Annotated in this window: 21 protein-coding genes; 16 read left to right on the forward strand and 5 right to left on the reverse strand. The window is 57.1% G+C overall.

What is annotated here, in order from left to right; translation table 11 throughout:
• Positions 1–429: 429 nt before the first annotated feature.
• Positions 430–1,668 carry a polysaccharide biosynthesis/export family protein gene (locus tag V1290_RS29540; protein ID WP_442895084.1) on the reverse strand — a complete coding sequence of 413 codons (1,239 nt, stop codon included), beginning with the start codon at positions 1,666–1,668 and terminating at the stop codon, positions 430–432.
• A gap of 182 nt (positions 1,669–1,850) precedes the next feature.
• Entirely contained in the window at positions 1,851–4,187 is a 2,337-nt protein-coding gene (locus tag V1290_RS29545; protein ID WP_334367632.1) for an AAA family ATPase, read from the reverse strand.
• 958 nt (positions 4,188–5,145) lie between these two features.
• Between V1290_RS29545 and V1290_RS29550 the strand changes: the two genes are divergently transcribed.
• The 16 genes from V1290_RS29550 (at position 5,146) to V1290_RS29625 (ending at position 22,268) form a co-directional block, all read left to right on the forward strand.
• Positions 5,146–5,457 carry a hypothetical protein gene (locus V1290_RS29550; protein WP_334367633.1) on the forward strand — a complete coding sequence of 104 codons (312 nt, stop codon included), beginning with the start codon at positions 5,146–5,148 and terminating at the stop codon, positions 5,455–5,457.
• Positions 5,435–7,642 carry a peptidase domain-containing ABC transporter gene (locus tag V1290_RS29555; RefSeq protein WP_334367634.1) on the forward strand — a complete coding sequence of 736 codons (2,208 nt, stop codon included), beginning with the start codon at positions 5,435–5,437 and terminating at the stop codon, positions 7,640–7,642. The genes V1290_RS29550 and V1290_RS29555 overlap by 23 nt, the downstream gene beginning before the upstream one ends.
• The gene (locus V1290_RS29560; RefSeq protein ID WP_334367635.1) at positions 7,639–9,063 is read left to right on the forward strand and encodes an HlyD family type I secretion periplasmic adaptor subunit; all 1,425 of its coding nucleotides are present in this window, start codon (positions 7,639–7,641) and stop codon (positions 9,061–9,063) included. The genes V1290_RS29555 and V1290_RS29560 overlap by 4 nt, the downstream gene beginning before the upstream one ends.
• A 243-nt stretch (positions 9,064–9,306) precedes the next feature.
• Positions 9,307–10,368, forward strand: coding sequence for a Gfo/Idh/MocA family protein (locus V1290_RS29565; protein ID WP_334367636.1), 1,062 nt, complete (start codon positions 9,307–9,309; stop codon positions 10,366–10,368).
• 3 nt (positions 10,369–10,371) lie between these two features.
• Positions 10,372–11,889, forward strand: coding sequence for an oligosaccharide flippase family protein (locus tag V1290_RS29570; protein ID WP_334367637.1), 1,518 nt, complete (start codon positions 10,372–10,374; stop codon positions 11,887–11,889).
• Positions 11,890–11,927: 38 nt separating this feature from the next.
• Positions 11,928–12,422: an acyltransferase gene (locus tag V1290_RS29575; RefSeq protein ID WP_334367638.1), complete on the forward strand. Its 495-nt coding sequence runs from the start codon at positions 11,928–11,930 to the stop codon at positions 12,420–12,422.
• Between the two features lie 131 nt (positions 12,423–12,553).
• Positions 12,554–13,663, forward strand: a complete 1,110-nt coding sequence (locus tag V1290_RS29580) for a DegT/DnrJ/EryC1/StrS family aminotransferase (RefSeq protein ID WP_334367639.1) — start codon at positions 12,554–12,556, stop codon at positions 13,661–13,663.
• A 74-nt stretch (positions 13,664–13,737) separates the two neighbouring features.
• Positions 13,738–14,733: an NAD-dependent epimerase/dehydratase family protein gene (locus tag V1290_RS29585; protein WP_334369212.1), complete on the forward strand. Its 996-nt coding sequence runs from the start codon at positions 13,738–13,740 to the stop codon at positions 14,731–14,733.
• Positions 14,730–14,888, forward strand: coding sequence for a hypothetical protein (locus V1290_RS29590; RefSeq protein WP_334367640.1), 159 nt, complete (start codon positions 14,730–14,732; stop codon positions 14,886–14,888). Before V1290_RS29585 ends, V1290_RS29590 begins: the two co-directional genes overlap by 4 nt.
• An 85-nt stretch (positions 14,889–14,973) precedes the next feature.
• A complete protein-coding gene (locus V1290_RS29595; protein ID WP_334367641.1) occupies positions 14,974–15,834 on the forward strand; it encodes a glycosyltransferase in 861 nt (286 codons plus the stop codon).
• 216 nt (positions 15,835–16,050) lie between these two features.
• Positions 16,051–16,566, forward strand: coding sequence for a UDP-N-acetylglucosamine--LPS N-acetylglucosamine transferase (locus V1290_RS29600; RefSeq protein ID WP_334367642.1), 516 nt, complete (start codon positions 16,051–16,053; stop codon positions 16,564–16,566).
• On the forward strand, positions 16,563–17,075 hold the full coding sequence (locus V1290_RS29605) for a glycosyltransferase (protein ID WP_065746218.1): 513 nt from the start codon (positions 16,563–16,565) through the stop codon (positions 17,073–17,075). The genes V1290_RS29600 and V1290_RS29605 overlap by 4 nt, the downstream gene beginning before the upstream one ends.
• Positions 17,076–17,126: 51 nt before the next feature.
• Entirely contained in the window at positions 17,127–18,272 is a 1,146-nt protein-coding gene (locus V1290_RS29610; protein ID WP_334367643.1) for a DegT/DnrJ/EryC1/StrS family aminotransferase, read from the forward strand.
• A 269-nt stretch (positions 18,273–18,541) separates the two neighbouring features.
• The gene (locus V1290_RS29615) at positions 18,542–19,990 is read left to right on the forward strand and encodes a class I SAM-dependent methyltransferase (protein ID WP_334367644.1); all 1,449 of its coding nucleotides are present in this window, start codon (positions 18,542–18,544) and stop codon (positions 19,988–19,990) included.
• A gap of 175 nt (positions 19,991–20,165) precedes the next feature.
• A complete protein-coding gene (locus V1290_RS29620; protein WP_334367645.1) occupies positions 20,166–21,491 on the forward strand; it encodes a glycosyltransferase in 1,326 nt (441 codons plus the stop codon).
• A gap of 114 nt (positions 21,492–21,605) precedes the next feature.
• Positions 21,606–22,268 (forward strand): class I SAM-dependent methyltransferase, encoded by a 663-nt coding sequence (locus tag V1290_RS29625; protein WP_334367646.1) that lies wholly within the window; start codon positions 21,606–21,608, stop codon positions 22,266–22,268.
• A 133-nt stretch (positions 22,269–22,401) separates the two neighbouring features.
• Here the strand turns inward: V1290_RS29625 and V1290_RS29630 are convergent, their stop codons facing one another.
• The 3 genes from V1290_RS29630 to V1290_RS29640 form a co-directional block, all read right to left on the reverse strand.
• Entirely contained in the window at positions 22,402–23,730 is a 1,329-nt protein-coding gene (locus V1290_RS29630) for an O-antigen ligase family protein (RefSeq protein WP_334367647.1), read from the reverse strand.
• Positions 23,731–24,133: 403 nt separating this feature from the next.
• Positions 24,134–24,859 (reverse strand): polysaccharide deacetylase family protein, encoded by a 726-nt coding sequence (locus V1290_RS29635; RefSeq protein WP_334367648.1) that lies wholly within the window; start codon positions 24,857–24,859, stop codon positions 24,134–24,136.
• Positions 24,856–26,157 (reverse strand): glycosyltransferase family 4 protein, encoded by a 1,302-nt coding sequence (locus V1290_RS29640; RefSeq protein ID WP_334367649.1) that lies wholly within the window; start codon positions 26,155–26,157, stop codon positions 24,856–24,858. Before V1290_RS29640 ends, V1290_RS29635 begins: the two co-directional genes overlap by 4 nt.
• Positions 26,158–26,172 lie beyond the last annotated feature (15 nt).

The raw sequence follows: 26,172 nt of genomic DNA on the forward strand, positions 1-26,172 counted from the left end.
CAATAAGTTTAATCTATTATTAACGCTTTAAATAAATCAAGCCAAAAACCGCGTTCAATTAAATGAGTCGAGTTATTTTTTGGGGCGCCGATTATAGCGGCGCCGGTTTCTCGTGCGGGAATGATCCGTGCAGCAACTCGTAGTGGAGCGCCGCATCGCCCGCCGGTGATGATGATCATCATCCTCGCGGAATCGATCTGCCCAATACTGGTCGCCCTCCGGGCAGCGTCGGTTGTCGGCGGGTCAAGTCGTTATGCAGCGTGGCTGCGCGGATGTTGCGCCGCTATGGCGCGAGTAGGCCAACCTGATACGAAGAGTAGTTCCCTTGGCGGAAGCCGTGCCGGCGCGGTCACTTGCGACCCGCACCGACACTCAGATCTTGGCCGCATCAGGCCGCGTGTTCCGGTTGTTCAACCGGGAACTCAACTATCATGGGGTGGTGGTCGTAATCGGTGGCGGCGTTGTGATGATTGTTGTCGTTCCGGTGCCCGAAGCAGCAGCCTTGAGCGCATAGAAGTTGGTTGCGTAGATGATCGGGTCGTTTACGGTCGCCAGGATGGTTCGCAGGAAGACCAGGAACTTGGTGGTTTCCACGCTAACCGAGTTAGATGTGTAAATGACGTCCTTGTTCCGCATAGCAAAGGACTGGGCTAGGAAATAGCCGGACGGATCCCGCAGATTCACGTGAAAAATGATCGGAATGATCTCGCCCTGAAACGGTCTGACGTCGACACCTATCTCTTTGGCAATCGCCCGCGTTTCACCGCGGTATAAATACACCGACGCTGGATCGGCTTGAGAGTCATTCAGTCCGCCTTGTTTTCCGATCGCCTCGGCCAATGACAGGCGCCAGGCGTCGAACTTGAATAGGCCTTGGGTCCCGCCGGCGCCAAACCCGACGAAGGTCTGCGGCATATTGAACAGGTAGATGACATCGTTGGGGAGTACATAAATGTCATTGGCGGGCTCATACATGAGCGCGCCAAACGGCACGCTCGCACGATGTCCCATCCGTTTGAGTGAGACCCAGGTGTCGTAGCCTTGCGCAGATGGGCCGCCCGCGCGTGCGATTGCATCGAGGACGCGTTCGCCAGAGGGACTGGCTGGAAAACGGCCGGCGGTACGCACGTCCCCTAGGACGGTGATCAAAGAAGTGTTCTGCGTCGCGAGGTTGACGACGACTTGCGGTTCAAGGGCGCGAGCCTTGAGTTTGTCCGTGATCTCCTTGCTAATCTCGAAGGGCGTGCGGCCCTTGGCCCGAATAGAGCCTGCGTATGGAACCGCGATATTGCCTTGTTCGTCGACCGCTTGGTTGGGAATGGTGACAAAATTGCCGGCGCGAACGCCCGCATCGGAAGTGAAGAGACCGCCGGCTGCGGCCTCAAAAATCGTGACACTGACAATGTCGCCGATTCCGAAGCGAAATGCCTTCGGCGGCGTTTGCGCGGCAAACGCGGTGGATAGCCTGGGTATGTGTTGGCCAAGAATGTTGACCACTTCCGGGGTCAGCTTGACCAGCGCGTAGGGGAGCGCGGCCGGCTCGCTGCCTTCCTTCGCTCTCTGGACGTCCGCGCCCAACGGGCCGCTACCGGGCGTGATGATACATCCCGCACAGAATAGGGTCAGGATGCCGACCGCGATTGTCGCGCCAATTTGCAGCGTGCGGATCAGAGCCGTTCCCCCAACTATCAACTGAGACCAATCGCCGGGCACGTTGGCACCGTCGCGCGAATCGAACCAGCCTGTTCGCGTATCTATCTGAAAAGCAGTCCCCGTGTGTTGCGCGGCTGCAACAGTTGCGGCCGGCGCTAACAACTAATTATCACCGAGATAGAATAACAAATCCCTGCTTAGCCGGAGTTGGACAGGCCGTAGCGGGCGCAGTGGTCGTCGCTGTAGTAGTCGCGCAGATAGCTGTCGTAGCGAGCCATTGCCTTGATGTCGGTCTTGTTGAGGACAGTGCCGATCAGGCTGTCGTGGATGGTAGGCGCGGTGTGCAGGGCATGCTTGACGACGTCGATCTTCGTCTGTCCCCATTCGACAACCAGGATAAAGTGGTCGACGAGCTGTGTGGTGGCGCGAACATCAACCAATGGAGTCAGGGGCGGAAGATCGACGATGACGTAGTCATAGCTCGCGCGTAGTCGGTCGAAGAGCTTGTGCATCGAGTCAGTTGAAAGGAGTTCGCTGCTATGCAGCAGGTCACTCCGCCGAACGGCCGGCAAGAATGCCAGGTTCGTTGTTGGATCCCGCCAGACTGTCTCTTCTATCGACCGGCTGCCATTGGTGACCTCGATTATGCCGGCGACTGCATTTGGGGCTAGACTGGAGGACAGCGAGGGATTCCTCAGGTCGCAATCGACGATGATGACGCTCTTTCCACCATGCCCAATGAGCTGCGCCAGCGAAGCTGCAATTGTTGTCTTGCCCTCATTGGGCAGAGCCGAGGTGATGCCAATAACCTGATTTGAGGTCTTGGTCGCATTGAGGTCAATTGCCAGCTTGATCGAGCGTATCGCCTCGGCGAACCTCGACAGCGGCCTGTCAACGACGGCACGGTGGATAGCCGAATCCCTCGCAATGGTCCGCTGGCCCGAATCCCCTTCAGTCGAACGCGATTTGGCTCTGCGCATCGGCGAATGCGGCACGACGAGCTCCGGCACCAACGCGAGGCATGGCAGTCCCAGTTCGGCTTCGATCTGGGCGGAGGTGCGAAAGACCCGATCCATTAGCTCTCGGAACAAGCCCAACATGACCCCGAAGCCGATGCCGCCAATCAAGCCCAGCGCCATGACGACCTTGCTTTTCGGCTTGCTCTTGCTCTGCGGCGGTAAGGCAGGCTGGATCACCCTCGTCTCGGAGATGGGAAAACTCTCCTGTTGCTTGGAGCCGATGTAGCGCTGCTGGAACATGTCAGACAGGCTGCGCAAACCCTTCGCACGGTTTTCCAGTTCCCTTATGGTCAGTTCAGCTGCATTCGTTGTGCGGGATTGGACCACCGCCTCGGCGAGCTGTTTCTCAATCTGTACCTGTCGCTGCTTGGCAACTTCGACGTCATTTCGAGTATTTTCGGCAAGCCTCCTGACCTCGTCGAAAATCGAAGAGCGCAGGTCACGCATACGATTGCGGAGAGTGAGAACGGCCTGATGGCTAGGTCCGAATCTGGCCGAATACTCGTTTTCGCGCCTCGTCAGTTCAAGATACTGTTGCCGGAGGCCATTTATAATCGGATTACTGCTGACGTCGGAGCCAACTGCGTCCAGGGTACCCATCGAAGACGAATTTGCCGGGTTGGTGCGCAAGATGGCTTCATACTGACTCAACCTCGCCGATGCTTCGGTGAGCTGAGCCCGAATGGCCATTAGTCGATTATTGAGCTCTGTGACCTGCTGCTCGTCGATCGACTTTCCTTCCGGGGAAACGATGTTGTTCTGAGACTTATATTGGTTAACTTCCCGTTCGGCGTTGAGCGCCTGGTCGCCAAGATCGCGCAGCCTGTCCTGAAGCCAAGTCGTTGCACTTCGATTGGCTTCGAATTTCGCGTTCAACTGCTCCGTGATGTATGCCTTTGCTACCGCATTCGCGATTTGCGCGGCCCGTTCGGCGTTACTCGAATTGAAGCTGATCTCCAGTATGCTGCTCATGCCGACCCGCTTTGCTGAGAGTCGGTCCTGGAACGCCGCGATAACGGCATCCGATAGCCTTTCCGGAACACCGGCCTTGGATTGATCCGGCGGAGTCGAGTTCCCTGTTGGTGTCCCGCGCCATAACGAGGATAGCGACGGTCCGGAACCGCTGAAATCAGGGTCATTGACGAGGTTGAGCTGCGTGATCACTGAAGTTGCTAGCGCGCTCGATTTGAGCACCTGGATCTGGGTCTCGATCTGGTTGAGATCGAAGGCTGGCTCCGAAAGTATCGACTGCTGCTGAACGAACTGTGCCCTGGGGTTTGCCAGAAGGACTTGCACATGCGCGGTATAGGTCGGTGGGGTGATCCGCAGGTAGATTACGCAGGATGTTAATGCGAATACCGCGGTAAGGATGATCACGAGATATTGGCGTCGCAATAGACCCAGCGCGAGATTGACAAGCTCCGCCACACCGCCAGATCCGGCATCGTCGCTGGGCGCCGGACCGGTCTGAGGACTGCGGCTCTTCTCGGCGTTTAACATGTTAGTTTGAAGCATTGTGGTGCTCGCTGCGCCGCCTGTGATCTCGCCGCCCGGCGGCCGCACCAGTAATCGTGTGGGCCGGACGCCGGTTGAAGCCACCGGCCGAGGATTTGAAGCATTTAAATATAACAGGAAAGAAATCTGCTGTCCAAATTAAATGGTGGTAGTTAATGTGACGCTTCCAATGCGCTGTGGCTCAAAGGCATGGACCAAGGAGGTGAGGCGGATTGAATTTCGGGCGGCGTGACCATCCGTCGCGGATCTGAAGTACCATCCATGAACATGGCCGGCGCTGCTTGGGACAAGCTAGGCTCCGGCGCAAGATGCCCGGCACGGTTGCGGGATAGCCGTTGTTCGGGGGAGTATGGCGGTTCAATCGCGTGAGCGATTAGGGGGGTTGCGAGAATTCGATTTTTTCCGGGAATGTGGTTGTTTTGACCGGGCGAGCAGCCTCTCAAGTTCTTCTCGCAGGCGGAGAATTTCCTCGTAACGAACCGTCAGATCATCCTTCATGTGCGGCCTATCGCGCTTTGGCATGTGCTGCAACTTAGCGAGAGCCCAATCGCCTGCAACAAAACTCCTTGATTAAGCTTGATAGACGCTCAGGAAGTTAATTCTGGACCGTCGCTCGCGGCTACTTATCTTGCGGTGGTAAATGGATCCATCGTTCAGAATGGCGCTCCGCCGCCGCTACATTGAATCAGCCCGATCGCGTTTCCTATAAACGATACCCTCATTTAATTTTTAGAATCGAATTGACGGCGCTATTAAATACAGATTAATGTATTATTATTCTGTCGGGTTGCCATGCTGCTGATGCAAAATGCTTTCCGATCCTCCTTTACGATTTAGCCTCGGACACAGGCACCTATCTGCGGCGGCTCGAGGCTGTTTGCGACCGACGCTTCAATTCGATCAGCTACGGCGCTGACCCAATCATCAGGCCAGAATTGGCAGCATAGGAGTCACGACAATGGAAGCGGAACTCTTTACGGACGGCATCGGTGAAATCACCGTGGGCGGCTCGATCGTACGTGTGGACCTGTTCAGTCTTTCACCGACGGAACGGGACGCCAACAACGCTCCGAAGCGGGTATTCCGTCAAAGACTGATCTTCTCGGTGGAGTCGTTCGCGAACTCGGTCGAGGTGATGCAGAAGGCACTTCAGGGCCTGGTCGATGCTGGCGCAGTTCGGCGCACCGAACCGTCACATGCTGGTTCACCTACGGGCCAACCTACTCCGAATAGCCCACGGTCTCCGAATGTCTCAAGCAATTTCCGCTGAAACCGATAGTGCTGGCGCGTTGGAAGTGGCGTCGCAGGACGCGTGTCCACAAACCGCACTAGACTGCCTCGCCAGGGTGGCCACTCACCACGGCATCGATCTGCCGGCCGAGCGCCTGCGGCATGGCTATGCGGTCGACGGCACTCCGACGTCAGTGGACCTCCTGCTGCGGATGGCGAAGGAGGCGGGCCTGCGCGCGCAGGCTGCGCAGCTCGATTGGGGCGTTCTCTTCCGAATGGGGCAGGCATATCCGGTTATGCTCCGTCTCTCGAACGGTAATTGGGTCGTCGTTCTTCGCGCTGCGGAGCTGTCCGATGGCACCGCGGCGGTCGTTGTTTTTGACCCGCTTGCCGAGCGTCAGAATGAGCCGCTCGTCGTCGGCCAAGAGCAATTTTGCGCGCGATGGCGGGGGGATGCCATTCTGATAAAACGTGAAAACATATTGTCGGATGGCCGGAAGAAATTCGGGCTTCGCTGGTTCGTCCCCGACCTGATGCGTCAGTGGCGGCTGTTCACCGATGTCGCCATTTGTGCCGTGCTGCTTTACGCGCTCGGTCTCGCGCTCCCCATCTTCTTTCAGCTCGTCATCGACAAAGTCCTGGTGCATGAGAGCTTCACCACGCTTTATGTGCTGGCGGCCGGCGCCGCCGCTGCGCTGGCTTTCGATGCGATATTCGGTTTCCTGCGGCGCTACCTGCTGCTCTATGCGACGAACAAGGTCGACATCCGCATAGCGACCAAGACATTCGGCCATCTGCTGGGCCTGCCTGTAACCTTCTTCGAGCACATTTCGGCCGGCGTTCTCGTGAAGCATATGCAGCAGGCTGGGCGAATTCGTGAATTCCTGACGGGGCGGCTCTTCCTGACAACGCTCGACGCGTTGTCGCTATTGGTGTTCATCCCGGTACTGGCGCTCTACAGCTTGAAGCTGACCTCTGTCGTTCTGGCCTTCACCGCTCTCAGCGGTCTCGTTGTTGCCTTGTTGATGGGGCCATTCCGCCGGCGACTTTATGACTTGTACCAAGCGGAGGGTGCGCGGCAGGCGCTGCTGGTCGAGACCGTACACGGCATGCGCACCGTGAAGTCACTGGCCATGGAGCCATTGCAGGGCAAGACTTGGGACGACCGCTGTGCACAAGCTGTGTCTATGCGTTTCGGAGTCGAGAAGATTTCAGCGACCGCCCAGGCAGTCACCGGATTTCTCGAGAAGATGATGACGCTGGGGATCATTGGCCTGGGTGCGCTCGACGTCTTTAGCGGCGAACTGACTATCGGCGCACTGGTAGCCTTCAATATGCTGGCGGGGCGGGTTTCTGGGCCGCTGGTTCAAATGGTCACCATGGTTCACGAATATCAGGAAGTCGCTTTGGCCGTTAGAATGCTAGGCGAGGTGATGAACCAAAAGCCGGAAAGGGACGGCAACCGCGACGGGTTGCGGCCGGATCTAACCGGGAAAATTGAGTTCGAAAACGTCTCCTTTCGGTACGGTGCCGAAGGTGCGCCGGCGCTGAATGACGTGTCGTTCTCGATTGCGCCTGGCTCGGTATTCGGAATAGTCGGCCGAAGTGGTTCAGGCAAGACAACGCTCACGCGCCTGATTGCTGGAATGTATCCGGTGCAGCAGGGCTTGCTGCGGATCGACGGCTACGATTCCCGGGAGCTTGAGCTCGAGCATCTGCGCCGAAATCTCGGCGTAGTTCTGCAGGATAGTTTTCTGTTTCGAGGTACGGTTCGAGACAACATCGCCTGCGTGAAGCGCGATGCGACGTTTGCCGAAGTAGTACGGGCCGCGCAGCTCGCCGGCGCCGACGAATTCATCGAGCGCTTGCCGCGTGGCTTCGATACGATGATTGAAGAGAACGGTTCAAACCTGTCGGGCGGTCAGAAGCAACGTCTCGCGATCGCCCGGGCACTCATCACCGATCCCCGTATTCTCATTCTCGATGAGGCGACCAGTGCGCTGGATTCCGAGAGCGAGATGATCATCCGCCGCAACTTGCGGCGGATCGCCGAGGGACGAACCGTTATTATCGTGTCGCATCGGCTGTCGATGCTCGCGGACGCCAACGAAATCCTGGTGATCGACCGTGGTCAGATCGTTGACGTGGATCGTCACGATCATTTGCTTTCGAAGTGCACTATCTACCGACATCTCTGGAACCAGCAGACGAAGCAAATCGCATGAGCACGGAGAAACCGCGAGCCGTTGCGAAAGCGGATAAGTTGCCGCAGCCCCGAAAGGCTGAGCGGCGCCGGGGAAGGCTGTTCAGGGCCTCCAGACAACCGCGCGTGATTGCCGAATTCCAGTCCGATGCGATCGAGGTAGAGCAACGATCGCCACCGAGATTCGCTCGCCTCACGCTCTATTGTATCCTTGCACTGATTGTAGCTGCGGTTGCCTGGGCCACGGTGTCACAGGTCGACATGATTGTAACGGCCCAGGGCAAGCTGGTCACCATGCGTCCCAACCTCGTGGTGCAGCCGCTTGAGACCTCGGTTATCCGCGAGATCCATGTCAAGGCCGGTGATCGGGTAAACCGCGGCGACCTGCTGGCGACGCTCGATCCGACATTCTCGCAGGCGGATCACGACCAGTTGCGAAACAGGGTTGCTGCTTTCGATGCATCGATTGCTCGTCTGAAAGCTGAGTTGGCTGGATCCGATTATGTCGTGGCCGATTTCGGCGATGCCGATTCTGTCCTGCAGCACAAGATGTTCCTCCAAAGGAAGTCGGCGCGCGAAGCGCAGATGCAGAATTTCGATGCGCAGATTGCTTCCGCTCAGGCCAATTTGAAGACAGCGCAGAACGAAGAAGCGGTCCTGGGGCAGCGGCTTGATAACATGCGGTCGATCGAGTCAATGCGCAGCACGTTAATGGACAAGGAAGTCGGATCGAAGCTGAATTTCCTGCTTTCCCGCGATGCCCGCCTCGACGTCGAAAGCAATCTGGCTCGTGTTCGCGGCAATATCGCCGATTACACCCACCGGGTCGACAAAGCACGAGCCGATCAGAAAGTGTTCGCCGAGGATTTCCGCCGCACGGCGTACCAGGACCTGGTCGAGGCGCTGACCAAGCGAGACAGCGCATCGGAAGAGTTAAAGAAGGTCGAGCTGCGCAGACAACTGATCGTACTCAGGGCCCCGGCAGACGCTATCGTGCTGGAGATTGCCAGCCGTACGATCGGTTCGGTCGTGCGCGAGGCGGAAACGCTTTTCGTGCTCGTCCCGCGAGATGTACCGCTTCAGGCGGAGGTCAACGTCGAGGGCAGGGATGTCGGGCAGATATCAATCGGTCAGCCGGTGCGGATCAAGTTCGAGCCTTTCCCCTTCCAGAAATACGGGACGGGAACAGGAACGGTCCGCGTCATCAGCCAGGATTCATTTGCGCCAGATCCTAAAGCCGAAGCTGCGCGTCGCACGACAGTTCCCTATTACCGCGTACTGATCGATTTGTCCGACGTGCAACTTCGGCTGCCCTCCGCCCGTACGCACCTGATCCCCGGCATGGCCGTTACGGCCGAAATGAAAGTCGGGCAACGGAGCGTGATCTCTTACTTCCTCTATCCATTGCTACGTGGATTGGACGAAAGTATCCGCGAATATTGAAGCAATCATAGCATGGCAGTCATTTCATGAAGATGGGTTCAAAAGTTGGCGTTCGACTGGTTGCAGGTGGGGCTCCGAGTGAGCCGTCACGAACTCGAACTTGGTGAACTATGCGGCGAGAGGTCTCCGGCCGTGCTGGTTGCGCGAGCGCGGTTGCTGGTCGCAAACCCACCATTTCGATAAGCGCCTGCTGCGGCGTCGCGAGCCGGAGTTAAGACAGGAAGAAGGAATCGAGGACAGCTCATGCAAGATAGTCGTGTTGGAATAGGCGTTGTTGGATACGGCTACTGGGGGCCGAATCTTGTACGCAACTTCGTCGGCAATCCGTCCGCTCGCCTCGTCGGCGTCGCGGATTTTGATCCGGAGAAGCGCGCAGCGAGCGAGCGTCTCTATCCGGGAGTAGCTACCACTGGTTGCTACGAGGACCTGCTCAAGAATCCGAGCATCGATGCGATCGCCATCGCTACTCCAGTGCGAACACACTACGAATTGGCACTTGCAGCTCTCAAGGCCGGCAAGCACGTTCTGGTGGAGAAGCCTTTGGCACCAAGCGCGGAAATGGTGCGCCGACTAATCGATGAGGCTGATCGGCGTGGGCTGACGCTGATGGTCGACCACACGTTTCTCTACACGCCGGCAGTTCAGAAGATACGCGAGCTCGTGCAAAAGGACGAACTGGGCGACATCTATTACTACGACAGTACGCGCTCAAGCCTTGGGCTGTTCCAAAGCGATGTCAATGTCATTTGGGACCTCGCGGTCCATGATTTGTCGATCATTCAATACATTCTGAATGAGGATCCTGTAGCTGTCTCGGCGACGGGGTCGTGCCATGTGACCGGCACACCGGAGAACATGGCCCATATCACGCTGTTCTTTGATAGCAAATGCGTGGCTCATGTAAGCGTTAACTGGCTCTCCCCCATCAAGGTTCGTCAAACCTTTGTAGGCGGCAGCAAGAAGATGATCGTCTATGACGATCTCGAGCCGAGCGAAAAGATCAAGGTCTATGACAAGGGCATTACCCTCAGCGGTTCGTCCGAGAATGCCCATCAATTCCGGATCGGATATCGTGCCGGTGACATGTGGGCGCCTCATATCTCCGCGAAGGAGGCATTGCAGACCGAGATCGAGCATTTTATCGATTGCGTGCGTACAGGATCGCCGCCAATCTCCGGCGGCATGTCGGGCCTGCGTGTGGTCGAAATTCTTGAGGCGGCATCACGTTCGATAGCCGACCAGGGCCGTCCCGTTCCGCTGACGGGAAGGCGAAGCCCAGTAAGGCCGGTCAGAGCGATGGCCTGATACATGAGCGACCTCGATCAGCCCGATCCGTCAAGCGTTGCGCCAGGTTCGCAACGCTCGGTGCACCGTTCGATCGCTTTTTCCGCGATCGAACGGTACGGCAATCTTGTGCTGTTCTTGGTCACTATTGCCGTGCTGGCACGTCTGCTGACGCCCGCTGAGTTCGGTATCTATGCGGTCGTCAATGCTGTGACGGCAGTCGTTGCCGCGTCCTTCCAGGAGTTCGGAGGTGCCAATTACCTGATTCAGAAGCGCGAGTTGTCGCGCGCCAGTGTGCAGACTGCTTTTACGGTCACATTTGGAATTTCGGCACTTGTCGGGCTGGCGCTGCTCGCACTTTCGGGCGTTCTGTCACATTTGTTCGAGCAGGAAAGTTTGCAGAAAGGGATCGCGGTCTCGGCGCTGAGCTTTTTGCTTGTACCATTCTCTGGAACGATTACCGGTCTGTTTCGCCGCGATATGGAGTTTGGAAAGCTCGCCATTTGCAATCTTGGATCGGGCGCCGTTGGGGCCGCGGTATCTATCGCACTAGCAATGTTGAGCTTTGGCTTTATGGCCCCGGTCTGGGGCGGCGTAGCGGGCAACGTGGTCTTGACTATCATGTTGCTGAGGCAGCATCGCGATCTCGGCGCGTTCAGGCCTTCAGTTGCACTGTTCCGCGATGTCGTGGGCTTCGGCCTGTATTCCAGCGGCGTAAGCGTCATCAACGTGCTGTACAACCTGTCGCCGCAGCTCTTCTTGGCGAAGATTCTCGACTTTACTTCTGTCGGCTTGTACAGCCGTGCCACGAGTATAACTCAGATTTTCGACAAGCTCGTTGTGCAGGTTTTGAATCCCATCATTATGCCCGCCCTTGTCTCGAGGAGCAAAGATGCATCGAATTTGAGGGTTGCCTATCTTGACGCGGTTGAGCTGCTCTCGGTTGTACAATGGCCCTTTCTGCTCTTCATCGCGATCATGGCGCATCCGATCATTCTGATCTTGCTCGGTCAGAACTGGCTGGAAATCGTGCCACTGGTTCGCCTGCTCTGCGTCGCGAATTTGGCCCTGTTCGCAGCCTGTTTGACCTATCCTACACTGGTGGCTACCGGAAGCGTGCGCGATGCGCTAACTTCGTCATTGATCTCCCTGCCGCCCTCGCTTCTCGTCGTTCTGTGTGCCGCTTTCTTTGGGGCCCAGGCCGTGGCAGCATCAGCATTGTTGACCCTGCCGTTCCAGGCTGCGGTGGCTTTGTATTTCATCGGGCGACGGCTTACCATTAAGCCAAAACACCTTTCTTGTGCGTTGCTCAAGAGCGCCGTGGTGACGGTTATGACCGCTTCAGGCGTCATGGTCTGCGCGGCGCTCATCGAGGCGAGGATCGTACCGTCCTTCGTGGGCCTGATCGCTGCGGGCGGTGTCGCGGCCCTCTGCTGGTGGTTAGGGCTGACGGTTACCGGACATCCCTTGCTGCATCATCTTCATCGAGCGGCAGGTGGGTTGGTCGTGAGTGCGCCGTGGCTTAGGCTGCGGCGTCTATGAGACTGTTGCAAGGTTGTTGAAGAGCTTGGAGATAGCAGATGCCCATCGCGAAGGACGTGCAGCTCGGTCGCGACGTCCGAATATTCCATCCGGATCTCGTTAATCTCTATGGCTGCTCGGTCGGAGACGACACGAGGGTAGGAACTTTCGTGGAAATTCAGATCGGCGCAAAAATCGGCGCGCGCTGCAAGATATCTTCGCACAGCTTCATCTGTGAAGGCGTGACCATCGAGGACGAGGTTTTCATCGGGCATGGCGTGATGTTCACCAACGACAAATACCCGAGGGCGACCACAGCGGACGGCAAGCTGCAGGGACCAGCAGACTGGAAGGTGGAACGAACTCATGTCGGCCGCGGGGCATCCATTGGCTCCAACGCCACCATTCTTTGCGGTATCACGATCGGCGCCGGGGCCATCGTGGGCGCCGGCTCGGTGGTGACAAGGGACGTTCCACCACAGGCTATTGTTGCTGGCGTACCCGCGCAGGTTCGAGAACCGCGCCACGTTGCAATGGAATCCGCGGACCGTTAATCAAGGATTAAATTCAACCTAAATTCCCCTGCGCGGCTATTTTCATTGCCTCGTTTATATGATTTAATTTTGCCGAAAATAATGGTTTAAATGAATTTAATGGATCGGGCTCGCCCGGCGAGGATAACCACTTGATACCTTTTCTGGATCTGAAGGCTCAATATCGCCAAATCAAGCCACAGGTTGATGCCGCGGTTTTGCGGGTCATCGACAGCGCTCAATTTGTTCTGGGACCGGACGTCACCGCCTTTGAGGATCGCTTTGCGGCTTATTGCAACGTTGATCACTGCCGCGCGGTCAATAGCGGAACCTCGGCGTTGCATCTTGCGCTGCTCGCGGCCAACGTTGGGCCGGGCGATGAGGTGATCACGGTGTCGATGACGTTCGTCGCTACGACAGCAGCCATCCTGTACAGCGGCGCCAAGCCGGTCTTCGTCGACGTCGACCCTGTCTCCTGGACAATGAACCCGGAATTGATTGAAGCCGCGATCACGCCCCGAACGAAGGCGATCCTGCCCGTGCACTTGCACGGACTGATGGCGGACATGGATCCGATCATGGAGATCGCCCGCCGCCGTGGGCTTGTCGTCATCGAGGACGCGGCGCAGGCTCATGGTGCAGAATACAAGGGTCGGCGCGCCGGATCCATCGGCGATCTCGGCTGCTTCAGCTTCTATCCGGGCAAGAATCTTGGAGCGTACGGCGAGGGTGGAGCGGTCGTTACCAACAGCCCGGACCTCGCTCGACGAATTTCGCTGCTCCGTGATTGGGGCCAGGAATCCAAATACAATCACGTTGTCGCCGGCTACAATTTCCGCATGGACGGCATTCAGGGCGCCGTGCTGAACGTCAAGATGGACCACCTCGAATCCTGGACCGAGGGGCGCCGGACAGTGGCCATGCAATATGACTCTGTGTTGGAGAAGCTTCCGTTCGAACGTCCCCGAGCGCCGACCCACAGCCGGCACGTCTACCATGTGTATGCGGTGAGGCTGCCTCGGCGCGACGAGACGCTGAAGGTGCTGCAGGAAGGCGGGATTGGCGTGGGCATTCACTATCCCGTTCCGGTTCATCTGCAGAAGGCCTACGCGAATCTAGGCTATCGCGCAGGCGATTATCCCGTCACTGAGCGGCTGGCGAACGAATTCCTCTCGCTACCGATCTATCCGGAACTTCGGCCGGATCAGGTTGCAGAGGTCGTGGCTCAGCTACAGAGGGCGGCAGTCGTCGAGGCTGCCTAAGGCATCCCGGTCGAAGCGAACGTCATGCACGTCTGCTTGCCGAGACCAAACAATAGGAGGGCATCTTGGCTGATCTGAAGGGTAGGCGCATTCTGGTTACGGGCGGGGCCGGCTTTATCGGTTCGCATATCATCGACCTGCTGTGCAACGAAGGCTGCGCCGAAATCGTTGCGCTCGATAACATGGTGCGAGGGCGGCCGGAAAACCTTCGGCGCGCCGTCTCGCGCGGGCCCGTGCGTCTGGTTCACGGTGATATCCGCGACCGTGAGCTCATGGCAGGGCTGGTGCAGGCGGCGGACATCGTCTTTCATCAAGCAGCACTTCGCATCACCCACTGTGCGGCCGAGCCGCGCCTTGCCATGGAAGTCATGGTCGATGCAACCTTCGATCTCCTGGAACTGTGCGTCGAGCACAATGTCGAAAAAGTCATCGCTGCGTCCTCGGCATCGGTGTACGGCATGGCGGAGGAGTTCCCGACGACGGAGCGCCAGAATTCCTACGACAACCGTACCCTTTATGGGGCGGCCAAGGCCTTCAACGAAGGGCTGTTGCGCACGTTTAATGAAATGCACGGGCTCGATTACGTCGCCTTCCGTTATTTCAACGTCTATGGCGACCGCATGGACATCCATGGCCGCTATACCGAGGTCTTGATCCGCTGGATGGAGCGCCTGGAAGCCGGCCTGCCCCCGATCATCTTCGGCGATGGTCAGCAAACCATGGATTTCGTCCATGTTCGCGATGTTGCTCGCGCAAATGTTATGGGAGCGAAGGCGAAGCTTACCGACCAGGTGTTCAATGTCGCGAGCGGGACCGAAACCAGCCTGCTTCAGCTTGCTGGGACTCTTGCATCAGTGATGGGTCACCGTGGCCTGACGCCGGAATTCGCGCCGGAGCGATCGGTCAATCCGGTGCCGCGCCGGCTGGCCTCGACAGGGAAGGCGGAGCGCCTGCTGGGCTTCCGCTCGAGTGTGCCGCTCGAACAGGGGCTTGGCGATCTTGTGAAATGGTGGCGAGCCGAACGCGGATCGCTCGTGGCAACCCACCAGAGGGAGACGGTGGCTTCGTGATATCGAAAGCACTGCCGCTGCTCGCGGATGAGGAGGCAAACGCCTCCAGTGCGGCGGTGCTGTCGGGATGGGTGTCGCAAGGTTCGCAGGTGGATTTCGCAACGCTGTCAGTGCAACGTTTGCCCGCACCGCACCCGCGCAAGGTCCCATGGTGAGGCTGAAGCAGTGCCTTGAGGTTGACCGAAGCTATGGCAGCCTCAAAGACGCACTCAAGTTTAATCCACTTCGACCTGGCTAGTCATGATTTCGATCGTCGTCCCAGCCCACAACGAGAGTTCCGTGATTGCACGGACCTTGAATCCATGGGTCACCAACTCGGCTTCGGGCGAAATCGGCGTGGTCGTCGTTTGTAACGGGTGTGTAGATGACACCGCGAACGTCGCCCGGCGCTTCGGTCCAACCGTCCATGTTGTCGAATCGGATATCGCAAGCAAAACAGACGCCCTGAACTTGGGAGATCAAATTTCAGGCGTGTTTCCGCGGATCTACGCTGACGCCGATATTGTTATTACCGTCGATGCTATTCGAGCTCTGGCAAGACGCCTGGGGCAAGGCGACGTTTTGGCGGTAGCACCCACACCCCATATCAATCTGACGGGCTGTTCCTGGCTCGTTCGCAAATATTACGGAATTCGGTCACGGCTGCCATCTTCGCGCGAGGGGATTGGTGGGTCCGGCGTCTACGCCTTATCCGAGGCGGGGCGTAGGCGATTTGGACAGTTTCCCCACGTCATTGCTGACGATACCTATGTTCGCCTTCAGTTCAAACCAGAAGAGCGAGAGACGCTGCCATACGCGAGGTCCACGGTATTCCCCCCACGTACTGTGCTGCAACTGATCGCAGTCAGAACTCGTGCCTATAGGGGAACATCCGAGCTCGCCCGGCGCTTTCCAGAGCTGCGCGTGAACAGAGGGGAAGGCAATAATCGGACGCTTATTGCATTGTTCAAAAAACCTCATTTGTGGCCCGGATTGTTAATTTATTGTGCTGTCAACATTGCCGCCCGGTGCAGGGCGACCGTAGATTTGCGAAGTGGAGTTCATCGCTGGCAACGCGACGAGACTTCCCGCACAGCACTATCGGCAGATTCACTTAAATGAACGCGTAAATGAGTACGCCAGCTCGGTGTTTGATCGGGCTGATGAAATCGGCCGCGCCTTTACTACAGAGAAATATCTTGATTTTAAATAATCCGACCTTTATTTTGAATATTGAATTTAAACTAAATAAATTAAATGCAGGGATCCGCGGGCACGAGCCGAAATCCGACCCGCCGGGGCCCGTGCGAGTCTCGCAGCGTTTTAGGAGGCCAGCCGATGTTTCGGAGCACGGTCTTTCACCGCAAGAGGTTGCGGAACAACAGCACGCCACAGTCGCGCAGCGTTCGCACAAGATTGCTGGCGGTCTCTTCGGGCGGAGGGCATTGGGTGCAGCTATTGCGTATCAAACGCGCTTTCGAGAATTGCGAAGTCACGTTCGTCACTGTCCATGAGTCATATCGCGCGCAGGTGCCAGGCCATAAATTCTACCTGGTCAATGATGCCAACCGCTGGACTAAGATCGCGCTATTGAAGGCTGCGGGCAGGTTGGCTTGGATCGTTTGGAATGAAAAACCCGATATCGTGGTTTCGACCGGTGCGGCTCCGGGATACCTAGCGCTGCGGTTCGGACGAATGATGGGTGCGCGCACCATCTGGCTCGACAGCATCGCCAACGTCGAACGGCTTTCGATGTCTGGAGACAGAATTGGTCGTTGCGCTGACCTCTGGTTGACCCAGTGGCCTCACCTGGCGCGACCTAATGGACCCCATTACACAGGCTCGGTGCTATGATTTTCGCGACAGTCGGAACGCAGGGGCAGTTTGACCGTTTGATCCGAACAATCGACGAGTGGGCCGGCGCGCACGGAAGAACGGATGTCTTTGCGCAGACGGGCCCATCAGACTACCATTCCAAACATATCCGCGCAGAGCGGTTTATCGATCCGACCGAATTCCGGAAACGCGTCGAAGCGGCAAGCCTTGTGATTTCCCATGCCGGAATGGGCTCTATTATTACTGCTCTCGAGCTTGGAAAGCGGATCATAGTCATGCCTCGTCGGGCGAGTCTGGGCGAACACCGCAACGACCACCAACTCGCAACCGCAAAGCGCTTCGCTGAACAAGGCTGCATCATGGTTGCTTTCACCGAACATGAATTGGTCGATAAGCTGGATCAACACCAGATCTCCGACGAGCCCGAGCGGCTCAGCGCGCTAGCGTCGCCACGCCTCATATCTACAATTCGGACATTTATTGAGACCGGCCGCATTCGTTTCGAGAATAGAGACATTTCGTCGTAGGCCAGAGTCAGGTAAAACGTTGATACCCCGTAGACGAGAGGCGCTGGCTTCATGATCCCGATCGCAAAACCGTGTCTCGACGAGACTGAAGCCGATGCCGCGCGCGAGGTCACTCTCTCCGGCTGGATATCGCAAGGGCCGCAGGTGGCGGCCTTCGAGCGCGAATTCGCCGCAATGGTTGGCGCGCCTCACGCAGTTGCGGTGTCAAACTGCACTACTGCGCTGCACCTCGCACTGCTTGCCTTGGGCGTCGGGCCCGGCGACGAGGTGATCACCGCGAGCCACTCCTTCATCGCAAGCGCCAACAGCATCCGCTACTGCGGCGCGACCCCGATCTTCGTCGATATCGATCCAGCCACCTACAATCTGGATCCGGAGCGCGTGGCCGAGGCCATTACCGAACGCACCCGTGCGATCCTGGCCGTTCACCAGATGGGCATGCCGTGCGATCTGACCTCACTTGTCGCATTGGCAAATCGCCATGGTGTTGCCCTGATCGAGGACGCCGCCTGCGCAATCGGCAGCCAGATCAACGTCCATGGCGATTGGGAGTTCATCGGGAAGCCGCACGGAGCGATGGCTTGCTTCTCCTTCCACCCTCGCAAGGTCATCACGACCGGGGAGGGCGGCATGTTGACGACGTCCGATCCCGATCAGGACCGCAAGCTCAGGCTCTGGCGTCAGCATGCAATGGACGTGCCCGACACGGTGCGGCACGGCTCACCGCAAGTCATCTTCGAAAACTACCTGTTTGTCGGCTTCAACTATCGGATGACGGACATGCAGGCTGCCATTGGGCGAAAACAGCTCGAACGGCTTCCTGATCTGATCGCGCGTCGGCGCGCACTCGCGGCCCGCTACAGTGAACTCCTGGGCAATTTGGAGGGATTGATCCTGCCGCACGAACCGGAGTGGGCCCGATCCAACTGGCAGAGCTACTGCGTGCGCCTGCCGGACCGGGTCGATCAGAGAACGCTGATGCAGAACCTTCTTGATCAAGGCATTGCCACCCGACGCGGGATCATGTGCGCGCACCGCGAGGCGCCCTATGCAAGCGGCGAGCAGCGCCACGATTTGCGTCAATCCGAACTCGCGCAGGATCGCGCGATCTTGCTTCCGATCTACGCACAAATGGCCGAGGGGGATCAAGTGCGTGTCGCGGATGCGCTCAAGCGAGAGCTGACGCGATTCAGCTGAGATGAGGAGCGGACACCATAGCCGACGTGCGCTGGCAGTCTTGGCTTGGCATCGACTAACCGTTGGATGCACGCGAGTGGCGAGGCGATCGGGAGCTAGTACACGTCTTCCGAGCAGCGGTGATTGGAAATATGGTGACAATTTGCATCACAGCGGATGCGGCCGTCGATGCAGTCGAGTCTTCCGCGGAGAAATCTGACATTCAAGAGCGGAGGCGTTCCGCAGCGCCTTCGAGTTGTACCGATGGGCCGAGATTAAGGGACTAAGATATGCAGGCCGAAAGAGGATATCGAATAGACAGTGACCCGACAGCGCGGCTTCGAGTTCTTGTTGTCCTGGCCAGCTATGGGACTGCGAACGACCGCTATTTATTGCAGCTTATTCAAGAATACCGATCGATGTCGTTTCATGTAGATTTGGTGATCCTCTCCAATCTAAAAAAACAGCTTGCTCCCGACATCGAGGTTTTGGTTGGCCTTCCAAACAGGAACCCCTGGTCACTCCCTTTTCTTCACAAGAAAGTCTTTGCAGATCGGATCGAACAATATGATTTGTTCGTCTATTCCGAAGATGACATGCTTATCACTGAGAACAACCTACAATCATTCTTGGAAGTAACTGCTGTTTTACGAGAAGATGAAATTGCAGGGTTTCTTCGCATTGAACACGGCTCGAGAGGCAACGTAAACTACCCTGAAGTACACGGCCATTTTCACTGGGATCCGACATCCGTTAGGTCGCGGGGAGGATATACGCTTGCCAATTTTACCAACGAACATGCAGCTTTTTATGTGCTCACGCAAAGCCAACTCAGAAAGTGCATAAGATCAGGTGGCTTTTTGGTCGACCCCCACGAGGGGAAATATGACCTGCCGTGCTCTGCTGCAACCGATCCGTATACCCAATGTGGCTTTGAAAAATTAATTCCAATCTCACATTTGGACAATTTCACCATCCACCACCTCTCTAACAAGTACATAGGCAAGATGGGTGTGGACGGGCCCGAATTGGACCGACAGATCGGTACGCTGTTGCACATGGGCAAAGCCGGTTGCAAGCCTACCGCCCTATTCACCACCGAAACTAAATTGTGGCGGGGGATGTACTCAAAAGACTATTACGAACCCGCCGATGAAGACGTCATATCTATGATTTCGCAAAGGTCGCGGAGTGTACTCTCGATTGGGTGTGGATGGGGCGAAAGCGAATGCAGGCTTGCAGAGAAAGGCTTGCGGGTGGTCGCTGTACCGTTGGACCCGATAATATGCCGCCGCGCGGCGGCGAGTGGCGTTGAAATGGTGTTTGGTGATTTCCGAACAGCCAAAACACAGCTCGAAGCAGAGAAATTTGACTGCATACTATATTTGAACGTGCTCCACTTAGTTCGTAACCCTATCGAGGTGCTTTCGTTGTTTAGAGATAATTTATCTTCTAAGTCGGAAGTGCTTATCCAGACGCCAAATATGCTAAGCGTTCCAGCAATTCGGAGCAGCATTCGTCTGGTATCGCGATTGCAGAATTTGCCGCATTATGACGTAGCCGGTGTACATTTCAGTTTTATAAGGAAAGTTCGAAGCTGGTGTTATCGCTCTGGATTGAGGGTAGACGCGACAAGGGGAGTCTTTCGCCAGGGGCCTGAGATGTTTCGCAACCGGACCTACGGGTCTAATGCGCTATGTATGGCGCGCGAATTTATTACCGTGGCCCAGAAGAGGTAGTCGATTGCGACTAGTGGTAGTCAATCTGAGCGCATCCGGCTTCTCCAGATGTCGAGCTCCGCAGCCGGACAGTCCTGATCAAGGCGGTAATGAATTTGGGACTTCGGATGTTCGATTGGTGAGATGCGTGAGTTGCCGGCGCTCGGCTGTGGCTGGTGATGGCGGTGGAGGGCAGATGAAAGTACTCGTTTATCCACATACAATGGAACTCGGCGGCTCCCAGCTCAACGCCATCGAGCTGGGCGCAGCGGTCGCCAATCGCGGGCACGAGGTAATTATTATCAGCGAGGATGGACCGCTGGTGGAGCTTGTGCACAAGCTGGGTCTCGAGCATATCCGGATAGATCCACGTGTGCGACGCCGGCCTTCGGTACATGCGGCTGTGCAGTTGGTGCGGTTGGCCTCGGAGCGGCGCATTGATGTTGTGCATGGCCACGAATGGCCGCCTGCATTGGAAGCGTTCGGTGGACCGCGGCTGCGGCTCGGCGTGCCCGTGGTGTTCACCGTGATGGGCATGGCGGTCGCGCCGTTCCTGCCGCGTACGGTTCCTCTCGTCGTTGGAACCGCCGAAATCCGCCGCCGGTGCCTTGCCGCCGGCTACACTTTCGCGACGCTGATCGAGCCACCGGTCGACGTTCGGGCAAATGCGCCGATGAGCGGCCCGAATGGTTTCCATGCTGAGTTCGGATTGGATTCGACGGTTCCACTTGTCGTTGTCGTCTGCCGGCTCGTTCCTGAGTTGAAGCTGGAGGGCTTGCTCACCGCGTGCGATGTGGTCGGCCGGCTGGCCGCGGGCGGAGCATCGCTGCAGCTAGCTGTGGTCGGTGATGGACCGGCTCGCCAGCAGGTAGAAGAGCGGGCGGCGATGGCGAACACCGCCGCCGGCCGCCGGGTGGTGGTGCTGACTGGAGCGAAGAACGACCCGCGGCCGGCCTACGCTGCAGCCGACGTGATGCTTGGTATGGGCGGCTCGGCGTTGCGCGGGTTGGCGTTTGGAAAACCGCTGGTCGTGCAGGGCGAGGGGGGGTTCTGGCAACTGCTCACCCCCCAGTCTGCGCCGACGTTCCTAGACCAGGGCTGGTATGGGTTGGCCGACGACGTTCCGGGCGGTGCGGGGCGGCTGGCGGCCATCCTCGCCAAGCTGCTCGCTGACCCTGGGCTGCGCCTGACCCTTGGGAGGTTCGGGCGTCAGCTCGTAGTCGAGCGGTTCAGCCTCGAGCGAGCCGCCGCTGTCCAGGAAGAGGTCTACTTGGCAGCGCTCGATCCAGCGCGCAGTCGTCGCCCAGTCGCAACGGCTGCTGAAGTGGCTAGATGCGGTGCTGGACTGCTGCAATACAAGATCCGGCGCAAGTGGCAGCGTTTGTGCGGCACAGTCGCCCTTGACGACTTCAACAGTGTGGAGGAGCAGCGCCGGGCGGCAGCCCGGGCATTGGACCATAGGACCACGAAGGTAGACGAACCTACGCCGCTACCCCACCGCCCAGCATCCGGCTGTGGCTGAGGAGATAGCTGCCGACGAGACGCCCCTAATGTCGAGGCGCCGGACGTGGAACCCTGCGGTTGATCTGTGCGCACTGGACACTCTACTGACGCGTCACAATTATGAGTATTGCCGATGACATACTACGACCACGTACGAACCGAAATTCGAGCTCTGTTGCCTAAAAGTCCGTCGAGTATTCTCGATATCGGCGCTGGTGCTGGCTCTACTCTGAGGTGGCTCAAGGAGATGTTCCCAAATGCGAAGACAACGGGTGTGGAAATAAACTCGACCTTATACGATCAATTGAGAAAAAATGCAGACGTAGCGATCATTGGTGATGTGGATGCCTGTTTTCCCCAACTTCAGAGTTATGACCTAATTCTTTGTCTGGACGTGCTCGAGCATTTTGTTGACTCGACCAGCACGTTGAGAAAATTATCGACCCGATTGAAGGCGGGTGGTAGCGTTATTGTCTCAGTTCCTAACATTGCCCACCTCAGTATCTCGATCCCACTTTTGCTGCAGCGTCGATTTTCCTATAGCGACGCGGGAATATTGGACAGCACGCATCTAAGGTTCTTCGTCGAGCAAACTGCGGTCGAACTTGTTAATTCCGCCGACCTTCGTGTTACCAAGGGGGTTGTTACCGGACTAGACGGGCCTAGATCCAATTTGTTGGATCGCCTGTCCTTTGGTCTGTTGCGACACCATTTGGCAAAGCAATATGTCATGCGTGGCGAATTGGTTCACGGTGGGGTTGTCCAAGAAAAGGTTCGATGGATGGTGCATCGATAGTTCGATGCCCAAAACGGACGCGTAGTACTGGAGATGCGGGCGCCGTGCTCGACATGATCAACGACGATACCAGAGCTGGATTGGAAGTATGTTCCAGAAATTCCCCCACCTAAGTTACTGTTGATTCAATCATCTACGTCGTAAGGTTGCGATGCTCAAACATCCACATGCCGCTGCCGAGGAGGAAGATGAACAAGACGTAAGGAGCATTCCACAGGTGGACCGTGCACATGGCGATGCCTAGTCCACAAAGCGTGATAATGAGACCCTTTCGGCATTGGGCGACTTGGAATGAAACGTTCCTTAGCCGCCCGAGACCAAAGCAAACCGAAAGAAAACTGGCGGCCATGAACAGAAATCCGGGGATACCGTAGCGGACCGCACAGACGAGCCAGAAATTGTCGATGCTGCCCCCCATCCACGATGGACGCTCCCATTCATTGAAGCCAGTCCCAAAGATCGGGTGATTCATAACCGACGCCGTCCCGTAGTGCCATATGTGCATGCGCATGTACGAATTGTCAGCGCTGAACGTCAGATACGAAATAAACACCTCCACAGCGCTACGTTGTGATAGTGCTGCCACGGCAAAATAAGCAGTTAATACCAAAGCGGCTAATATTGTCCAACGTCTCGCCACGCTCGCCGTGATCTTGTCCCAAACGATCAACATAGCCTGGACGACAACCGATAGGATGGCGCCTGACGAGAGGGAGCAAAATGCCGTGATTGCCACAAGACCTGAGGCTAATCGCCCCCCTCGTCGCGTAGCAGCGCCGAATGCATAGAAGCTCAACGCGAATGCGCTTGAACTAACGATACCAAATAGAATGGGATGTTCGAAGGTAACCTGAGCTCGACTAAGCCCGAGGCGTGACTCGTTAGGAGCGAATTCGTGAACGGAAAATATCTTACTGGACATTTCAATCAAGATTGGCGAGCCGGTGACGTTCTCGTATGCCGCGAACGGCAGAAGGAAGAGGACCATTAGCGTCAGGCACCTCACCATGCGCTGGAAAGCAAAGACATCTCGAACGTATCGCCTTGCGAAAAGGAATGTTCCAAAAGTCTCTATGACGAAAATCCCTCCTGATTGCAGTCCTTCGTCAATGCCGTGCAGGTTCACAAATACCACCGCGCCCCATGTGGCCGTCAAAAGCATGAAAATGTCCGCCAGCCGTATGCGCCCCATTGATTGAGATAGCCACGCTATCAAGCACGGAATGAAGGTGGCTATCAGCAGTAGCCGGTAGGGCGACAGGCGCAATGATCCGAGGTGGAACAGGATCGGTAGGGCCAACGAGAAAACGAAGATAGGGATGAGCGGGGAGACCTTGATCCGCGTTGACGGTGCTGCCGCGACTCGTCCGGCCGCGAAAGGCAGAGTACCAGCCTCACGAGAAGCTTTTACTGTGCTTGCCACCCGGTCTCCATCCGCTGTGTGAATGCCCGCCTCGGTCAACGCTGCACTCCCTGTGCAGGTACGACCCACCCTCTCCAACGAGCAAGACTTTGTAAATCACATAGCTCGACGTCGCTACTCATCACCCAATTGACCCGCTCTTAACCCTAGCGCCGAACCGGGGCAATCGCATCCGGCCGCCATCATCGGCCTTAGAAGTTCTAGGCTCGATTTATGCGTTGGCTCCATCGAATTGCCGCCGAGCCCGGCGGTCCCTCCTGCAAATGCGCCATTATCCTAGAACCCTCCCATCCATCAGAATGCTCCCGCTTTGATATCTCCCGGGCGCGGGTTTCACAATGACTACCCGCATGAGTAGCAAATCCAAAATCGCAGAGCCGAAAGCTGAATTGAGTGTTTCGGATATGGGCCGTCCTGTGGAAATCTGTGCCTCTAAACGGCGCTACCGATACCGCCAGCGCATCAACTGGCGATAGAGTCCCAGCTTTGTGCTGATCTTCCAGGGAAGGCCCCGCATGGCATCCGGATCAAGCAAGTGCTGGCGCATGTATTCCGCATCCATGTTGTTCGTTAGACAAAGGCGGGAATAGAGAAAGGATTCGAATCCGCGATGATACCCGAGCTGGATCGTAAAGAGGTGCGTGTAGCCAGCCCTCAGAGCCGCGTCCCAAACACGTCGGGAAAAGCGCCCGTATGGGAAGGCGAAAAGAGTAACTTGTTGCCCGAGACGATCCTCCAGGATCGACTTCGATACCGTAAGCTCGCGATCAAGTTCGCCATCGGATGCGGTGGTCAAATCGACGTGGGCCAGGCCATGTGAGCCAATCGCAACGCCACCCCTGCCAAGTTCCTCAATCATCTCCCATCTCATACGCCCCGGCGACCCCACAAAATCTACCGGGATGAAGGACATGAAACCCGGTATCCGACCGGTCTTCACGTAACGAGCATAGACATGGGTGTAATCCGAAAGAAATCCATCGTCGAAGGTGAGCAGGACTGCACCAGTGTGGCTGGCTTTCGGATCGGAGCAATGCTTCAGAAAATTCGACGGCGAGACCAGGCGATCCTCGCAAAGCGCGAGATGCTGATCAAACATCTTGTGCGTCAGGCACCATGCATTCGGAGGCGAGGCCTCTGCCAGCTCGTGGTAGTTCAGTACAATCATAGAGTTTGTATCAGATCTGAGACACGCTGGCCCCAGGTCCGCCAATTCAGCCGGGCCTCGAACGCGTCGCGGCTCGATTTTCTCAAGCGCGCCAGCCGGTCCGGATTTGCAAAGGTCTCGGAGATGACCGTCGCGTAGTCCGTCGTCGTCGCATTCAGCGGCAACAACATGCCCGTTTCCCCGTCGCGGATAGCGGAGGGAACGCCACCAGTGGCTGGCGCAATGCTCGGTACGCCATGGGCCGCTGCTTCGCAGAACACGATGCCGTAGCAATCTGCCCGGGTCGGCAACAGAAAGAAATCAGCATCGCGATAGAGTTGATCCATTCGGTTGCGCTGTTCACGATTATTCTTGTCGAGGTAAGGGATGATCGTCACGCCATCCTGAGCGATAGGCGTGGGTGGAGTGCATCCGCAGATCACGAGTTCTGCCTCTACACCCCTGTTCTTCAATTCAGAAAGGGTCTCGATCGCGATGTCAGCGCCCTTCTCCTTCCAGTTGACACCGATGAGGAGCAGCCGGCACGGACCGGGCTTCCGATATCCAAGCACAGGTTCACGGTCCGGCGGATCCTCAAGATTGGCACCCCAAGAAATAACATGCACCCGCTGAGGGTCAGCACCGTAGTCCTGAATGGCAGATTTGGCAGCCCATTCTGATGGGTAGAGAAGCAAATCCGCCCGCGCGATTGTGTCGCGTTCTACGCGTTCCATGGCCTCCCGAGCGGCGCGTGACAGGTTTCGGCAGTTGGGATGATAGTTGTCAGCAAGTCGAAAGGTTGCATCAGACGCATAGACAAGGGGGATGTCATCGGGCACGTTCCAGGCGAAGATGGATCCGGCTGGTGCGAAAACGATGTCGGGTGAAGCGGCGCGGATCCTGCGTGCCGCGTCCGCTGAGTACTGTGCAACTACGGGTCCTGCGTAGAAGGGGGATAGGTGCCGCATTCGAAATGTACGGCGAAGTTTGGAATAGGCCTTGTACAGAGGAAGGGCCGGCGCTCTCAGGGGGCCAATTTGGACCACCTCGTTGCCCTCGTTTGCGAGCGATTTCCACATGTGAAACGGGGTGCCCGACCAGAACTTGACGTCGCTCGCGTCGCCAATGGTGGCGAATGCAATCCGCCGCGCTCTCTGATTGTTGGGTAAATCAGACAACGATCTGGAGCAGGTGGAGGGGGTGGTTCGCCCCTCGATAGTTGTGGCCGAGCTCAATTTGATCAACAGACACTTCTGAAAAAAATGGATTACATCGGCGACAACGCCGACGCCTGCTCGTGCGTCTTTAAATATTTTCAACTGTATCTTACACTT

Origin of the sequence: Bradyrhizobium sp. AZCC 1578 (assembly GCF_036924675.1) — a bacterium.
Taxonomy (GTDB): Bacteria; Pseudomonadota; Alphaproteobacteria; order Rhizobiales; family Xanthobacteraceae; genus Bradyrhizobium.

Coding starts and splice junctions, on each gene's coding strand:
- V1290_RS29570 (WP_334367637.1), top strand. CDS start 10,372: ATGAGCGACCTCGATCAGCCCGATCCGTCAAGCGTTGCGCCAGGTTCG.
- V1290_RS29600 (WP_334367642.1), top strand. CDS start 16,051: ATGTTTCGGAGCACGGTCTTTCACCGCAAGAGGTTGCGGAACAACAGC.
- V1290_RS29615 (WP_334367644.1), top strand. CDS start 18,542: ATGCAGGCCGAAAGAGGATATCGAATAGACAGTGACCCGACAGCGCGG.
- V1290_RS29560 (WP_334367635.1), top strand. CDS start 7,639: ATGAGCACGGAGAAACCGCGAGCCGTTGCGAAAGCGGATAAGTTGCCG.
- V1290_RS29635 (WP_334367648.1), bottom strand. CDS start 24,859: ATGATTGTACTGAACTACCACGAGCTGGCAGAGGCCTCGCCTCCGAAT.
- V1290_RS29595 (WP_334367641.1), top strand. CDS start 14,974: ATGATTTCGATCGTCGTCCCAGCCCACAACGAGAGTTCCGTGATTGCA.
- V1290_RS29550 (WP_334367633.1), top strand. CDS start 5,146: ATGGAAGCGGAACTCTTTACGGACGGCATCGGTGAAATCACCGTGGGC.
- V1290_RS29625 (WP_334367646.1), top strand. CDS start 21,606: ATGACATACTACGACCACGTACGAACCGAAATTCGAGCTCTGTTGCCT.
- V1290_RS29565 (WP_334367636.1), top strand. CDS start 9,307: ATGCAAGATAGTCGTGTTGGAATAGGCGTTGTTGGATACGGCTACTGG.
- V1290_RS29605 (WP_065746218.1), top strand. CDS start 16,563: ATGATTTTCGCGACAGTCGGAACGCAGGGGCAGTTTGACCGTTTGATC.
- V1290_RS29545 (WP_334367632.1), bottom strand. CDS start 4,187: ATGCTTCAAACTAACATGTTAAACGCCGAGAAGAGCCGCAGTCCTCAG.
- V1290_RS29610 (WP_334367643.1), top strand. CDS start 17,127: ATGATCCCGATCGCAAAACCGTGTCTCGACGAGACTGAAGCCGATGCC.
- V1290_RS29555 (WP_334367634.1), top strand. CDS start 5,435: ATGTCTCAAGCAATTTCCGCTGAAACCGATAGTGCTGGCGCGTTGGAA.
- V1290_RS29620 (WP_334367645.1), top strand. CDS start 20,166: ATGAAAGTACTCGTTTATCCACATACAATGGAACTCGGCGGCTCCCAG.
- V1290_RS29575 (WP_334367638.1), top strand. CDS start 11,928: ATGCCCATCGCGAAGGACGTGCAGCTCGGTCGCGACGTCCGAATATTC.